We start from the raw sequence: 13,794 nt of genomic DNA on the forward strand, positions 1-13,794 counted from the left end.
TGCTTTACATTTCATTCATGATATTGATAATCATTATCAAAATATTTCTTATTGTTGTTATTTGTTTCTTTTACGGAATGATCCCCAAAAAAGATGGGGAATAATGATTGAGGGTTGTTTGCATGCGATTTTCCCCTTTATACGGCGCGATGGCTTTGGTCTTTACGTCGCCGCTTTATGCGCAGGATGCGACAAGTAGTGATGATGAATTGATTGTTAGCGCGACACGTACGGAGGGGTCACGTAATGACTCCCCCCAGGTCATTAAGGTAATAAGCGAAAAAGAAATTGCCCAGCAACGGCAAATCACCTCTGACACCTCGCAGATCCTCAGCAATTTACTGCCGTCATTTTCGCCTCCGCGGCAGAAAATGTCCGGCAGTGGCGAAACGCTTCGCGGGCGTATGCCGCTTGTGATGATTGACGGTATTCCACAGTCAAACCCGCTGCGCCCGACCGGGCGAGAAATGCACACCATTGACTTGTCGATGATTGAGCGCATTGAGGTGATCAAAGGAGCGAACGCCAGCAACGGCGTCGGCGCCACGGGCGGGGTGATAAATATCATCACGAAACGCGCGCAGCCGGGCACCGTAAACCAACATTTCAGCGTGGAAACCACCACCCCGACGGCGGAATTTGACCGTGATACCCAGGCATATAAAACCAACTACAGCATCAATGGCAGCGAAGAGTATATCGACTACCTTTTCTCGCTGAGCTATGAAGACCAGGGCCTGTTTAAGGATGCGAATAATCACGCCATCGGCGTTGATAATACGCAGGGTGACCTGATGGATTCCCGAGCATGGGACATGCTGGCCAAGGTGGGGTACTGGCTGGATAACGATCAGCGCATACAGTTGAGCCTCAACCGTTATCGCCTGAAAAACAAAGATAACTACGTCAGTGTGAGGGGCGATCGCGACGCTGGCGTGCTCACCACTTCGGTGAAGGGTAACCCGGAAGGCAGCGCCCCCCACAACGACGTCTGGACCGTGGGCACAACCTACGATAACCATAACCTTGCGGGCATGAAGCTGACGGCGCTCGCTTACTATCAGCGCTATGAAGCGTTGTTTGGCGCAACCAACTCCTCTTCTTTCCAGGATCCTGCCATTGCGCCCATTGGCACCCTCTACGATCAGAGCCGGGCCTATACCGAAAAGTACGGCAGTAAAATTGCGCTGACCAGGGACGATATCTGGGATGATCGCATCAAAGCGACGCTGGGTTTCGATACCCTGTTTGATAACTCGAAACAGGATTTGTGGTCTACCGGGCGCACCTATGTGCCGGAAATTAATTACACCGACCTGTCTCCTTTCCTACAAATGGAGTTTTCGCCTGTTGAATCGGTGAAATTAAGCGGTGGTGTGCGTTATGAGTACGCGCGTCTGAACATCGACAGCTATCAGACGGTGTGGGCGAATGACCGTGTGAAAGTGGAGGGCGGAACACCGTCCTTTGATAAGACGCTCTATAACGCGGGTGTGGTGTGGACCCCCATTGAGCCGCTCAGCCTGTTTGCCAGCTACAGCGAAGGCTTTACCGTGCCGGATGTCGGGCGCGTACTGCGCGGCATCGATACGCCGGGGGTAAAACTCAATGACTACAGCGGCCTGCAACCCATCGTCACGAAAAACAGTGAAGTCGGGTTCCGGGTGCAGCAAGCCCCGTTTGACCTCGAAGCCAGTTATTACAAATCTACCTCGAAGCTGGGGAGTCGCGTGGAACTGGTCAATGATGCGTTTGTTGCCCGTCGCGAAAAAACAGAAATTGATGGCGTCGAAATTAGCGCGGGCTACAGCCCTAATGCGGACCACAAGCTGACGTTAGCCTGGTCGCACATGCGCGGTCGTTATGACAGCGATGACAACGGCAGCCTGGATGCGAAACTCGATGGCCTGAATATCTCCCCGGATCGTATCATCGCCAGTTGGTCGGCCAACTGGAATGCCGAATTGAGCACGTTCCTGCAGGCTAACTGGGCGTTAAGTAAAGCGTTCGACGACGCGGAAAAAGACTTTTCGGGCTATGCGCTGGTGGATGCTGCCGTGGGTTACAAACTGCCTTACGGTAAGCTGAATCTCGGTATCTCTAACCTGCTGAATAAGCAGTACGTTACCTACTATTCCCAGAGCGCTTCTGTTGACCCGGACCGCTATTTCGCCGGACGCGGGCGCACAGCCACGCTCGGCTACAGTATTGATTTTTGACTCAGACCGCCCCTTTCCGGGGCGGTATCCATGATGATGAAAAACACATTCTCATTTTCTCTGACGCGCCGCCGCGCGCTCCAGTCGCTGTTGCTGGGTGTTGTCTCACCGACGCTGTTTGCCCGTCAACCGACCGCGCTGCGCGCCGTGTCACTTTTCCAGGGAGCGACCGACAGCATGGCTGCGTTGGGTGCCACACCCGCTGGCATTGTTGAGTCCTGGACGGAGAAACCGGTTTATCGTTATTTGCGCCCGCAGCTCTCCGGTGTACCACAGCTCGGGCTTGAGACGCAGCCTGCGCTGGAAAAAATCGTATTGCTCAACCCGGACATTATTTTTGCCTCCCGCTTCCGTCACCAGGATATCGCGCCGCTGTTGCAAAAAATTGCCCCTGTAGCGCTGCTTGATGATGTCTTTGAGTTCAAAAAAACACTGAGGGTCGTGGCAGAAAAGCTGGCGATGAAAAGCGCCGCGGCACAACTGCTTGAGCGCTGGGATGCGCGCGTTGCCACACTGCGTAATCTTATCCGGACGCGATTTGATACGGCGAACGGCCCGCAGGTTTCGGTGATTGAGGTGCGCCCTGATCATATTCGTAGCTACGTTGCGCAAAGCTTTCCGGGCTCGGTGATGTCCGAACTGGGTTTTGCCTGGAGTGAACAGGCGATGCAGGCGCAAAGCGCTTCGTTACGTTTCTCCGGCATGGAGAATATTCCTTTGCTGGATGCCGATATCTTTTTCATTTTACTGCGCGCTAACAGTCCGGCGATCGCCCGGCAGTATCAAACACTCACGGCACATCCGCTCTGGCAGCAACTGCGGGCGGTGAAAACGGGACAATTATGGGTCGTGGACAGCGTGCCCTGGAGTTTGTCCGGCGGCATTCTGGGAGCGAATCAAATCCTCAACGATGTGGAATACGCACTACTCAGGGGGCGAGCATGAGAGGGCGATTTCTGCTCTGTGGCCTGCTGCTGGTGGTGATGGCAGTGGTCAGTATGATGACAGGCACCCGCTTTTATACCTTCGCGCAGTTAACAAATGCGCTGTTACATGCGGACCCGACCAGCGCGGTGGATACTATTATTCGCACCTCACGTTTGCCGCGTACCCTGCTGGCGATGGGGGTAGGGGCCTTTCTGGCGGTGGCGGGCGGCTTGATGCAGGCATTGACCCGCAATCCGTTAGCCGCACCGGGACTGTTTGGCGTTAATGCCGGTGCGGCGTTGATGATTGTGCTGGTGGGCAGTTTTTTCGCCATTAGCTCCCCCTGGGTCACATTGTGTCTGGCGTTTACCGGCGCGTGTGCCACCGGCACGCTGGTCTGGTTCACCAGCCGTATTAGCAAAGGCCAGCTCAACCCACTGCGCCTGGTGCTGGCAGGTGTTGCCATTACCGCGCTGTGTAACGCCTTTACTCAGGCGATACTCGTTATTGACCAGGAGACGCTCGATACCATGCTGTTCTGGCTGGCGGGCAGTCTTGCTGGAAATGATCTTGTGCATCTGTACCCGGTACTGCTCCCTGGCGTGCTGTTGGTGGTCGCTGCCTGTCTGTTCGCCGGGCAAATGAACGTGCTGAACGCTGGCGAAGAGATCGCCCGTGGGCTCGGGCTCAACATCGCACTGGTACGATTGCTGGCCAGCGTTCTGGTGATTGGACTGGCGGGCTGCGCGGTAGCGCTGGCGGGCAATATCGGCTTTGTCGGGCTTATTGTGCCGCATATCGCCCGCCAGTTGTTTGGCAGCGATCTGCGCCAGTCGCTCCCGGCCAGTGCCGTGCTCGGTGCTTTGCTGCTACTGGTTGCAGACATTGCCGCCCGGGTTGTGATTTTGCCGCAGGAGGTTCCGGTTGGGGTGATGACGGCACTCATGGGCGCGCCGTTCTTTATTTTGCTGGCGCAGCGCAGGGGGAACCATGCCGAATAGCCAACTTTTCCGTGTGGGGCCCTTTTCACGCCAGTTCTCGCCGCGTTTGCTGCCAGTATTACTGGCTTGTTTACTCATCACCATGCTCGTTACCCTTGTGGCGCTGAGTATCGGCGATGTAGCGATTTCGCTGCCGCAAACCTTTTGGCTCCTGTTCCAGCCTGACGCCCGTCCGCAGAGTTTTATTCTGCATGAGTTACGTTTACCGCGCGTGGCGCTGGCGCTACTGGCCGGCGGCGGCTTAGGGATGGCCGGGCTCATCATGCAAACGCTGGTACGTAACCCGCTGGCCTCGCCGGATACCCTGGGCGTAACGACCGGAGCAAGCGCCGGTGCGCTGATATGGCTCTCCTTTTTCAGCCTGCAATACGGCAGCGCAGGGATGCCCTGGGCGGCGATGGCAGGCGCGGCCTGCGCTGTTGGGCTGATTTTCCTGCTCTCCTGGCGTAAAGGGCTCACGCCGCTGCGCCTGATCCTGACCGGTGTCGGTGTCTCGGCGCTGGCAGGGGCGGTCGTCACGTTAGTTCTGGTCTTTAGCCCGCTTACCACCACCTTTTCCGCCTGGGTGTGGCTAAGCGGTAGCGTCTATGCCGCGACTTGGGAGAAGGTGCTAAGGCTGCTGACGATTTATCTCTGGGCACTTCCGGTGGTGGTTTTTTTGCTGCGCTACCTGAAAACGTTGCAATTGCATGATGAGCTGGCGACCGGACTCGGCGTGCGAGTACATCCCCTGCGGGTGCTGTTGTTGCTCGGCTGCGTAGTGCTCTCCGGCGGGGCGATTGCGCTGGTGGGGGCAATGGCTTTTGTCGGTCTGATAGCGCCGCACATTGCCAGGCGGGTGGTGCGTCAGGGCTTTTTTGGTCAGGCCTTTGTTACCGTTTGCTGTGGGGGCTGCATGGTGACCACCGCCGATCTGCTGGCCCGAACCCTGTTTCGGCCCGCTGATATTCCGGCCGGGGTTTTTGTGGCACTGGCCGGTGCGCCGTTCTTTTTATGGCTGCTTATCCGGCAGCGAACGTAACCGATGAGGAAAACGTGTCTCTCACAACGCAAAAGCTGAGCATCAGCTACCACCAGCAACAGGTGATCGATTCGCTGGATTTAGCCCTGCCAGCGGCAAAAGTGTCGGTGCTGATTGGCAGCAACGGCTGCGGTAAAAGCACGCTGCTTAAAGCCATGGCGCGACTGCTGACGCCACAGTCAGGGACGGTCATTCTTGATGGCGCGGACATTCACACCAGCAATACGGCGCAGATTGCCCGCCAACTGGCCATCTTGCCGCAAACCCCCGTCGCACCGGAGGGTATCACCGTGCGTCAACTGGTCAGCCTCGGGCGTTTTCCTTACCAGAACTGGCTGCGACAGTGGTCAGCGGAAGATGAACAGCAGGTGGAGGAGGCGTTACGCCTGACGGGAACCACCGATCTGCAACATCGCCCGGTGGATGCGTTATCCGGCGGGCAGCGTCAACGGGTGTGGATTGCCATGACGCTGGCACAGGCGACAAACACTGTGTTACTGGACGAGCCCACAACCTACCTTGACCTTGCGCATCAGATTGAGATTCTGGAACTGTTGCGCGGCCTCAATCAGCAGCAGGGCAAAACCATTGTGATGGTACTGCACGATCTGAACCTGGCCTGTCGTTATGCCGATCACCTGGTGGCCGTACATCAAGGCCGGGTGTATGCGCAAGGGGCGCCAAAGCAGATCATGACGGAAGCTCTGGTGAACAAGGTGTTTAATTTGCGCTGTCGGATTATTGACGATCCTTTCTTCCATACGCCGTTGTGCATTCCTTTTCCGGGAGACTCGCATGCTGACGAGTGAGGAACATACGTACCTGCAAACCGTGTTTCGCCTGCGCTCACTCGCACAGGCAGACTGGCGAAGCGTGCCGGGCGAGGCCCTGCGGGATGCGCAAACCTGTCGGGAGGTACTTGCGCGCGTGATGCCGCTTATCGGTGCGCCGGACCTGGCGATTGCCGCGTCGCTTTTCGCCAAAAGAGTGGCATTTCTCGCATCCGGAAGTGTGCTTTACGCGATGAGTGTGTTTGATAAAGGCCTGCCGTTATCACTCACGGCGTGTCGACTGGAATATGCGCACGATAACGGTTTGTGGACATCGTCGTTGCCAGCCGATATTACGGCGACGGGGTACGCCCCGGGTGCGCGTGATGCGTGGCGTGAAACCATTGTCAGTACCTTATTCAGAACGTTTTTCGCGCCGCTGTGGCAAAGCCTGTCACAGGTGAGCGGTCTGCCGGAGCACATTCTCTGGGAAAATACCGCTGTGCGGGTCTACTCCTTATATCAGGGACGGATGGAGGGGCTTAGCGCCGATCAGGAGAAGCGCCAACAGGCGGATTTTGCCTGGCTGCTGGAAGAGGCTGACCCGTCACTGTTTGGCCTGCCATGGAACCCGCTAAGACGTTTTCGTCGGCCTCTGCAAAAAGACGTGGCGGGAAACAGGGTGCGCTTTCGCCGCACCTGCTGTTTTTATTACAAAACGGTGCAACCTGTGGAGTATTGCCACAATTGCCCGCTGTGCAAGGCAACGTCGTTCTAGATTGCGTGCGCAGCGGTTATGGGCGGGAGCTTAGTGGTATCATACAGCGCGGGCCTGCCAGGGCGAAAAGCTCAGGCAGGCAATGAGCCGCAGGGATCGGTAAGGACGCTACGGAGTTCGCTTAAAGGAACCGCTTTTGCAAAGTACCACCCCTGTGCGCAGCCTCCCGGTACGTTATCTTTCAGAAACTGATACTGTATGTCTGTCTCCACCCCTTCAAAGACCACTATTTTAGGTATGTTTTTAAACATCTCTATCAGACCAGGAAGAATATCTTTATTGGTGGATTCTGTTCCTATTGAATCCGTTATCGACTTATCAATCTTAATTTCGCCCACGTCAAGTAAGGAAAGCCAGTTCAGGTTTGAATAACCGGTTCCGAAATCGTCGAGGGCAAACATAATACCGGTCCCCTTAAAAAGGTCCATCGAGCGTTTAATATCTTCTGTACCGGAACTTTGCCTTTCTGTAATTTCAAGAATAATCGACTCGCCTGCAACGTTTTCATCTTTTAACGTGCTGAGTAGTTTTTCACGAAACTCCTCCGAGCAGATGTCCGCGCAACTCACATTGATGCTAAGGGTGATATCGCTGTTCAGCAGTATCGGCGCGCACTCTCTAATGGAATGCTCAACCACATACAGGCTAATCTTATTTATTAAGCCATTTTTTTCCGCAAGAGGAATAAATATATCCGGGCCGATACGTCCGATTTGAGGGTCCGTCCAGCGTAACAGTACCTCGACGCCGGTTACTTGGCGGTCTTTAAGCCTGTAGATGGGTTGATAGACAAAATGCAACTCGCGGTTTTCGATTGCGTGTTTCAGTCGGGAAAGTAAAGACTCTTTATGTGACACGTTATTAACGTACAGCGCGCCAATCAGCAGGCCGATGATAAGCGATGCGCTAAAAAGAGAAATCAGGATATACAGATTGTTTTTGAAAAATAAAGGGAGTGATGTCCCGGCAATAACGCAAATGTCATTCGTATTATTACAGGCATGCTCCGTAAAATACAACCAGGAGTGTGCTTTGTTATGTTCTATAGACTCCAGTAAGTGTGTGTTTTTTCCAATCATAAAAAAATGATTTTCATGTTTGAAATCACCTATGATGGCATCAAAATCCATCTTATTGGCTTCCTCCCAAAAACGCTGGAAGGCAAAAGGTGACACCGTTATGGCGAAATTACTGGTATAAAAGACGTCTGCCGTAATGTTTTCTTCAATCTGCGCATCAAAGACCCACGTATAGCTCCCCCGGTTGACCTTATTTCTGAACATGTTCAACGAAAGGGGCGCGTTCAGTTTTCCCCAGAGGGCCGAACAGACAATTTTCTCATCCTCAACATAGGCGATATCTTTAATAAGCGGGTAAGGCCAGAGCCGTTTACGCAGCGCCTGCTGGTATTGAGCACTGCATGGTTCATAGACCGCAAACTCTTGTCGCAGCCCATCAATCAGTTTAACTTGCGAAATAAGGCTATTGCTGCGTGCCAGAATGGATTCAGCATAATCTTCTAGTTTTTCATGGGCATAGATATAGTACACCCCCAGGCCTGCGCCATACAGGGCACCGAAGGTTAACACTATGGATAATGCGTAAATGCCGATCCTGTGGTGGAGAGTTCTCAGTATTTGCAGTGGCATTGTTGACAACATTCCCCTGTCTTTATGGTTATCCAACGTGCACGCTCGGTACAGTATTAACCCTATCCCAGTCATGCTCTCAGACCTGAGAGGTAAACCGCACTTATCGTGATTATCGGCCATATTGCCCGGGACTTTATCTGTTATCGCTGTGCATTCCTGCGACCGTCGTCAACACCAGTGGAATGGCGCCATGAATTGCAAAAAAGTACCCTTTCAAAGGTGAATGTTAAAAAGAGTGATTCCCGTAAAGATTCTCAAAGCAATACAATATTCGACACCCGTAAATATTTAAAAGAGAAATATCTTAACGCCGACGCTGAGATTGACCGTGAATGGCCTGAGCACCGGTCGGTTCAGCAAGGGGGGTGATCAGGTTTGGTTTAACTTTAATGATGCACTGATTTGTCTGCGCCAGCGCGAGTATTTGCGTGGCGGTTAGTTGCTTAACCGTCTGAATTAATTCAATGTCCATGTTTAAAAAGCTTTCGGCTTGTTTGGCATCTTCAGTTGCTACGCGTTGTGCCAGTAAAAGATATGACAAATTTAGATTGTGAATTTCTTTAAGGACAGGAACTTGTGTGGTCATTTATACGCCGGATTAAGAAACGGAAGAGAGAGGTGTTCACCAGGAAAACCCGCTGCTGTTATGATACATGCAAAATACAACTTTCGTGTGAAAATTTACATTATTTTCACAATGCGGTTATATCTGGCCCGAAAATATTTCCAGAATGTCATCCTGAGAATGGGTTAATAATGAAAGTCATTCGCGTTGGCGTTACGGAAATTATGTTTCTATAACAGAGAAAGTATCGCGACTGGCAATGTGCCATTAGCCGTTTTTAACGGTATCTACACGGTCCTGGCCGTTGCCCGCCTCCCTAAGGCACGAGTCGCGCATCAGAAACTTACCATTTTCACCTGACATATATATTTCCACCTTATAGCGTCTCCATTTCCCTATTTCGCATATACGAAAACGAAGAGGTATGAACCCTTAATCTGACCAGGATCAAAAACCATTTCGCAGGATTAATATAAAAAGACAGTGTATTTCACCAGCAATGCCTCTAATTGCATTTTTCAGCTTAGCTTATGCGTAAGCAGTTAATATATTTATTACCAAAAAATCTTTTTAGTCACACTTCATTTATTACTAGAGTTGGTTTCCGGACAATTTTGAAGGAAAACAACCATGACCTCATCCCAGCGCATTGCCCGTCACGATACTGATTTACTGGAAATTCACCCCGTTGCCGGAAATATTGGCGCGGAGATACGCAATATTTCGCTTTCGGCTGATCTTGATGATAACCATATTCAGCAAATTGAAAATGCACTCGTAAAATATAAGGTTTTATTCTTCCGTAAACAGCATCATTTGACCGATGAAGCCCATCAGGCCTTCGGTGCGCGTCTGGGTAAGATCGTGGCGCATCCTACGGTGCCGTCGCCTGCGGGCACTAAATTGTTCGAGCTGGATGCCTCCAAAGGTGGTGGTCGGGCAGACTCCTGGCACACCGATGTCACCTTTGTGGATGCTTTCCCGAAAATATCCATTCTGCGCGGTGTCACCATCCCGGAATATGGTGGTGATACCGTCTGGGCGAATACCGCATTAGCCTATGAATTATTGCCGGAATCGTTAAAACAATTTGTCGGTACACTGCGCGCTATTCACAGTAATAATTACGACTACGGCGCAGAACGTATTGTCACCGAAGAACATCGCCTTAATCACCATAAAAATGTTTTTGTCTCTTCTGTATGGGAAGCGGAACATCCGGTAGTACATGTTCATCCGGTAACCGGCGAGCGCGCCTTATTACTTGGTCACTTTGTGAAAAAACTGGTCGGCTTTAACAGCCGTGAATCGGCACAGCTTTTTGAATTACTGCAAAACCGTATTACCCGCCTGGAAAATACCGTGCGCTGGCAGTGGCAGCAGGACGATGTGGTTATCTGGGATAACCGCAGCACTCAGCATTACGCCGTCAATGATTATGGCAACCAGCCACGTCTGGTCCGTCGCGTCACCATTGAAGGCGAACCGGCCGTCGCCATTGACGGCAGCCGTAGCCGCACCGTAACCCGTCCGCAGGATGCCGTAAACGATACCCCAGACAGGGAAGTGAACTATGCAGCGTCGTGATTTACTCAAGGCCATGGCGGCGTTCGGGGTCTACAGCATGATCCCGGCTATCGCGCGGGGGGCAAATGTGGCCCGCAAATATGATGGCGTAACGCTCAATGTCTCCACCTTCAGTACCGCCTGGCCGCAACTGATTCGCCAGTGGCTGCCGGAATTTGAAGCCCTGACCGGGGCAAAAGTGCAGCTCGATACGCCTGCCTTCCCGGTTTATAACCAGCGTGCCGACCTGGAGCTGTCGACACGCGGATCGTCCTATGACGTGGTCAACGTTACCTTTATCTACACCAGCCGCTGGATCAACGCGGGTTGGCTGACCCCGTTGGATGAGTTTGTCGCCAATCTCACGCCGGCTGACTGGGGGTTACAGGATTTTCTGCCTGCTACCCTGGCGGCGGAAACCGGACGCGATGGCAAATTGTACGGCATCCCGTATGTGGTGGAAGCCATGCTGACCGGGGCCTCACGCTATGACCTGATTCAACAGGCCGGGCTGGCATTCCCGAAAACCACCGATGATCTGGTGAAGGTTCTACAGGCGGTGAACAAGAAAGAACGCGTCGCCGGGTATGTCACCGACAATCACTATGGCTGGACCTTTATTCCCTATCTGCAGGCCTTTGGCGGCAACGTGTTCCGCGCGCCGCCGGATGACCTGTTCCCGACGCTGGATACCCCGGAAGCGGTGCAGGCGGCTGACTATTTTGCCCGCCTTATTCGCGAGTTTGGCCCGAACGGCGGCATCACCTATACCGCCGACCAGTCCTTGCAGGCGCTAAAACAGGGAAGGGTGAACCTCTCTGACGCCAGCCAGACCTACCTTGCACAACTGGGCAATGCGGAAAGCTCGCGCACTCTGAACACGGCTCATTTTGGCCCAATGGTCAATGGGCCAAAAGGGTGGTTCCCCGGCATGGCGACCCATGCGCTGGGTATCCCGGCAGGTTCGAAAAATAAAGAGGCGGCGTGGGCGTTTATCCAGTGGGCGCTTTCGAAACAGAACACGGCACGCACGCTGGCCGCCGGATACGGTTCACCGACCCGGCGCAGCGATATCGACTCGCCGGTGTTCCGTTCTAAGCAGGTGATCAACGGCGTCGATCTGGCACAGCTTTCCATTGATGCCATCGACCAGGCGGGCAAGGGCGGTTACATGAAATACCGCACCGTGGAGTTTTATCCGCAGGTTGATCAGCAATTGAACAAAGCCATTGCGCTGATTGCCTCCGGCCAGCTTTCGGCAAAAGAGGCGATGGCCCAGGCGCAGGCCGGGACGATTGCGGATTTAAAACGCGCCGGGGCGAAGATTTAGAGCCTGAATACAGGCTATTTTATTTGCCATTTTGGCCCTGGGCAGGGCTCACACAAAACGCATAGCGTTTTGAACGCCCGTTAGGGCGGCCCGGAGGGTGTGCGAAGCTAATAATCCTCACGCACTTCAAGTACGCTCCGGTTGTTCCGCGCTGTCCGGGTCCAAACTGCCTGCAACAATTACGCCTGTAGTTCAGGCTCTATGGAATTGAAACGATGGCACAACTCAAAAGCTGGCGTCAGCGCCAGCATTACGCCTGGCTGCTGGGGTTATCGCCGTCGCTTGTGGTGCTGACGCTGTTAACCCTGGTCCCGGCGGCGGCGCTGCTGGTCACCAGCCTCACGCCGTTCAGCCTGACTAACCCGGAAGCGACATTCACCTTTAGTAACCCACTGGTGAACTATCAGCAGTTACTGCATGACGACCGCTTTCTCAACTCGCTGGTGACGCAGCTTAAGCTATCGGTGGTGAGTGTCTTCTTCCAGGTGCTGATCGGACTGCTGCTGGCGCTGCTGCTGAATGGCTCATCGCGGCTGCTCAACGGGGTGCGTACTTTGTTGCTCATCCCTATGGTACTGCCGCCGATTATCGTGGCGCTGATCTGGAAAATTATCTACACCCCGGACATCAGCCCGCTGCACCAAATTCTGGAGCGCATCAACCTGCCGCTGAACTCGCTTATCGCCAACCCGGACACCGCGCTGTGGGCGATAGTGGTGGCCGACGTCTGGCAGTGGTTTCCGTTCACCATGTTGATGGTGCTGGCGGCCCTGCAAATGGTGCCTAGTGAACCGCGCGAAGCGGCAAGCCTTGACGGTGCCTCGTCGTTCAACATCTTCCGCTACATCGTATTGCCGCACCTCAAACCGGTACTGGCGGTGTGCATTCTGTTTCGTCTGATCGACAGCTTCAAAGCCTTTCCGCTGATTTATATCCTCACGGACGGCGGACCGGGCTCGGTGACAGAAGTCACTAACTACTACGGTTTTATTCAGGCTTTTAACTTTTCCTGGTGGGGATACGGCAGCGCCATCGCGGTGGTGATCCTGGTCGGGGTGTTTATTTTAAGCTGGCTGATTGGCCGTGCGGGGTGGAATGATGACAGTACAGCACACTGATGAACGCCGTCCGCTCGCGTTCACCGTTACGCGGCGCAAGAAGTGGCGTTTCAAAGGCAAGCGCACGCTGGCGGCGTTACTGCTGCTGGTGTTGTTTCTCGCACCTTTCCTGTGGATGGTCATCATGTCGTTGCGCCCGTCGATGGATGCGTTCGACCTGACGCTGTTTTTCACGCCCACGCTGGAGGCGTATCGCCAGTTGATTGCCGGGAATTTCCTGCAGCCGTTTGGCAACAGCCTGATGGTCAGCGTGATTTCCACGGTATTTTCGCTCCTGCTCGGCGTACCTGCCGCCTGGGTGCTGACGCGCTGGCGTTTTCGCGCTCGTCGTTATGTGGCGCTGTGGATCCTGGTGACGCGCATGGCGCCCCCCATCGCCTTTACCATTCCGTTCTTTCTCGCCTTTCGCTGGCTTGGCCTGCAGGACACCATTATCGGACTGGCGATTGTCTATCTCACCTTCAACCTGGCGGTTGTTATCTGGCTGATGCAGACCTTCTTTGCCGCCATTCCGGTCACGCTGGAAGAGGCGGCGTGGATGGATGGCTGCTCCCTGTGGGGTAGTTTCTGGCGGGTGTCGCTGCCGCTGGTCAAACCGGGCCTCGCGGCGACTGCCATTCTCTGTTTCATCTTCTCGTGGAACGACTTTTTCTACGCCCTGATTTTAACCCGTACTAACGCTATTACCGCCCCGGTCGCCATTGTGAATTTCCTGCAATACGAAGGGTGGGAGTGGAGCAAAATCGCCGCCAGCGGCACGCTGGTGATGTTGCCGGTGGTTGCCTTCACCCTTCTGGTGCGGCGCTATCTGGTACAGGGCTTAACCGCTGGTGGACTTAAGGATTAA

The 13,794-nt window shown here is 53.8% G+C and carries 12 protein-coding genes; 10 read left to right on the forward strand and 2 right to left on the reverse strand.

Annotation, left to right across the window (positions count from 1 at the left end; all coding sequences use genetic code 11):
* The first annotated feature begins 149 nt into the window (after window positions 1-149).
* From MRY16398_RS13225 to MRY16398_RS13250, 6 genes are read left to right on the forward strand one after another with little or no spacing between them, the layout of a single operon-like run.
* Window positions 150-2,219 carry a TonB-dependent receptor gene (locus MRY16398_RS13225; RefSeq protein WP_125125668.1) on the forward strand — a complete coding sequence of 690 codons (2,070 nt, stop codon included), beginning with the start codon at window positions 150-152 and terminating at the stop codon, window positions 2,217-2,219.
* 33 nt (window positions 2,220-2,252) lie between these two features.
* The gene (locus MRY16398_RS13230) at window positions 2,253-3,164 is read left to right on the forward strand and encodes an iron-siderophore ABC transporter substrate-binding protein (protein ID WP_125125669.1); all 912 of its coding nucleotides are present in this window, start codon (window positions 2,253-2,255) and stop codon (window positions 3,162-3,164) included.
* Complete coding sequence (locus MRY16398_RS13235) at window positions 3,161-4,147, forward strand: FecCD family ABC transporter permease (RefSeq protein ID WP_125124554.1); 987 nt, start codon at window positions 3,161-3,163, stop codon at window positions 4,145-4,147. Before MRY16398_RS13230 ends, MRY16398_RS13235 begins: the two co-directional genes overlap by 4 nt.
* Window positions 4,137-5,168 carry a FecCD family ABC transporter permease gene (locus tag MRY16398_RS13240; protein ID WP_079498181.1) on the forward strand — a complete coding sequence of 344 codons (1,032 nt, stop codon included), beginning with the start codon at window positions 4,137-4,139 and terminating at the stop codon, window positions 5,166-5,168. The genes MRY16398_RS13235 and MRY16398_RS13240 overlap by 11 nt, the downstream gene beginning before the upstream one ends.
* Window positions 5,169-5,182: 14 nt before the next feature.
* Complete coding sequence (locus MRY16398_RS13245) at window positions 5,183-5,977, forward strand: ABC transporter ATP-binding protein (protein ID WP_409349127.1); 795 nt, start codon at window positions 5,183-5,185, stop codon at window positions 5,975-5,977.
* Complete coding sequence (locus MRY16398_RS13250) at window positions 5,964-6,716, forward strand: IucA/IucC family C-terminal-domain containing protein (protein WP_039078830.1); 753 nt, start codon at window positions 5,964-5,966, stop codon at window positions 6,714-6,716. The genes MRY16398_RS13245 and MRY16398_RS13250 overlap by 14 nt, the downstream gene beginning before the upstream one ends.
* A 71-nt stretch (window positions 6,717-6,787) precedes the next feature.
* Here the strand turns inward: MRY16398_RS13250 and MRY16398_RS13255 are convergent, their stop codons facing one another.
* A complete protein-coding gene (locus tag MRY16398_RS13255; RefSeq protein WP_125124556.1) occupies window positions 6,788-8,365 on the reverse strand; it encodes an EAL domain-containing protein in 1,578 nt (525 codons plus the stop codon).
* 307 nt (window positions 8,366-8,672) lie between these two features.
* Window positions 8,673-8,954: a flagellar transcriptional regulator FlhD gene (locus MRY16398_RS13260; RefSeq protein ID WP_103245582.1), complete on the reverse strand. Its 282-nt coding sequence runs from the start codon at window positions 8,952-8,954 to the stop codon at window positions 8,673-8,675.
* A 609-nt stretch (window positions 8,955-9,563) separates the two neighbouring features.
* On the opposite strand from MRY16398_RS13260, the gene MRY16398_RS13265 reads away from it, so the two are divergent.
* The 4 genes from MRY16398_RS13265 to MRY16398_RS13280 all read left to right on the forward strand — a co-directional run bounded on the left by MRY16398_RS13265 (window position 9,564) and on the right by MRY16398_RS13280 (window position 13,794).
* Window positions 9,564-10,520 carry a TauD/TfdA dioxygenase family protein gene (locus MRY16398_RS13265; RefSeq protein ID WP_125124557.1) on the forward strand — a complete coding sequence of 319 codons (957 nt, stop codon included), beginning with the start codon at window positions 9,564-9,566 and terminating at the stop codon, window positions 10,518-10,520.
* The gene (locus tag MRY16398_RS13270) at window positions 10,507-11,829 is read left to right on the forward strand and encodes an ABC transporter substrate-binding protein (protein WP_125124558.1); all 1,323 of its coding nucleotides are present in this window, start codon (window positions 10,507-10,509) and stop codon (window positions 11,827-11,829) included. Before MRY16398_RS13265 ends, MRY16398_RS13270 begins: the two co-directional genes overlap by 14 nt.
* Before the next feature lie 215 nt (window positions 11,830-12,044).
* Complete coding sequence (locus MRY16398_RS13275; RefSeq protein ID WP_039078833.1) at window positions 12,045-12,947, forward strand: carbohydrate ABC transporter permease; 903 nt, start codon at window positions 12,045-12,047, stop codon at window positions 12,945-12,947.
* Window positions 12,925-13,794, forward strand: coding sequence for a carbohydrate ABC transporter permease (locus MRY16398_RS13280; protein WP_052249243.1), 870 nt, complete (start codon window positions 12,925-12,927; stop codon window positions 13,792-13,794). The genes MRY16398_RS13275 and MRY16398_RS13280 overlap by 23 nt, the downstream gene beginning before the upstream one ends.

Source organism: Phytobacter sp. MRY16-398 (assembly GCF_003925915.1).
Classification (GTDB): domain Bacteria; phylum Pseudomonadota; class Gammaproteobacteria; order Enterobacterales; family Enterobacteriaceae; genus Phytobacter; species Phytobacter diazotrophicus.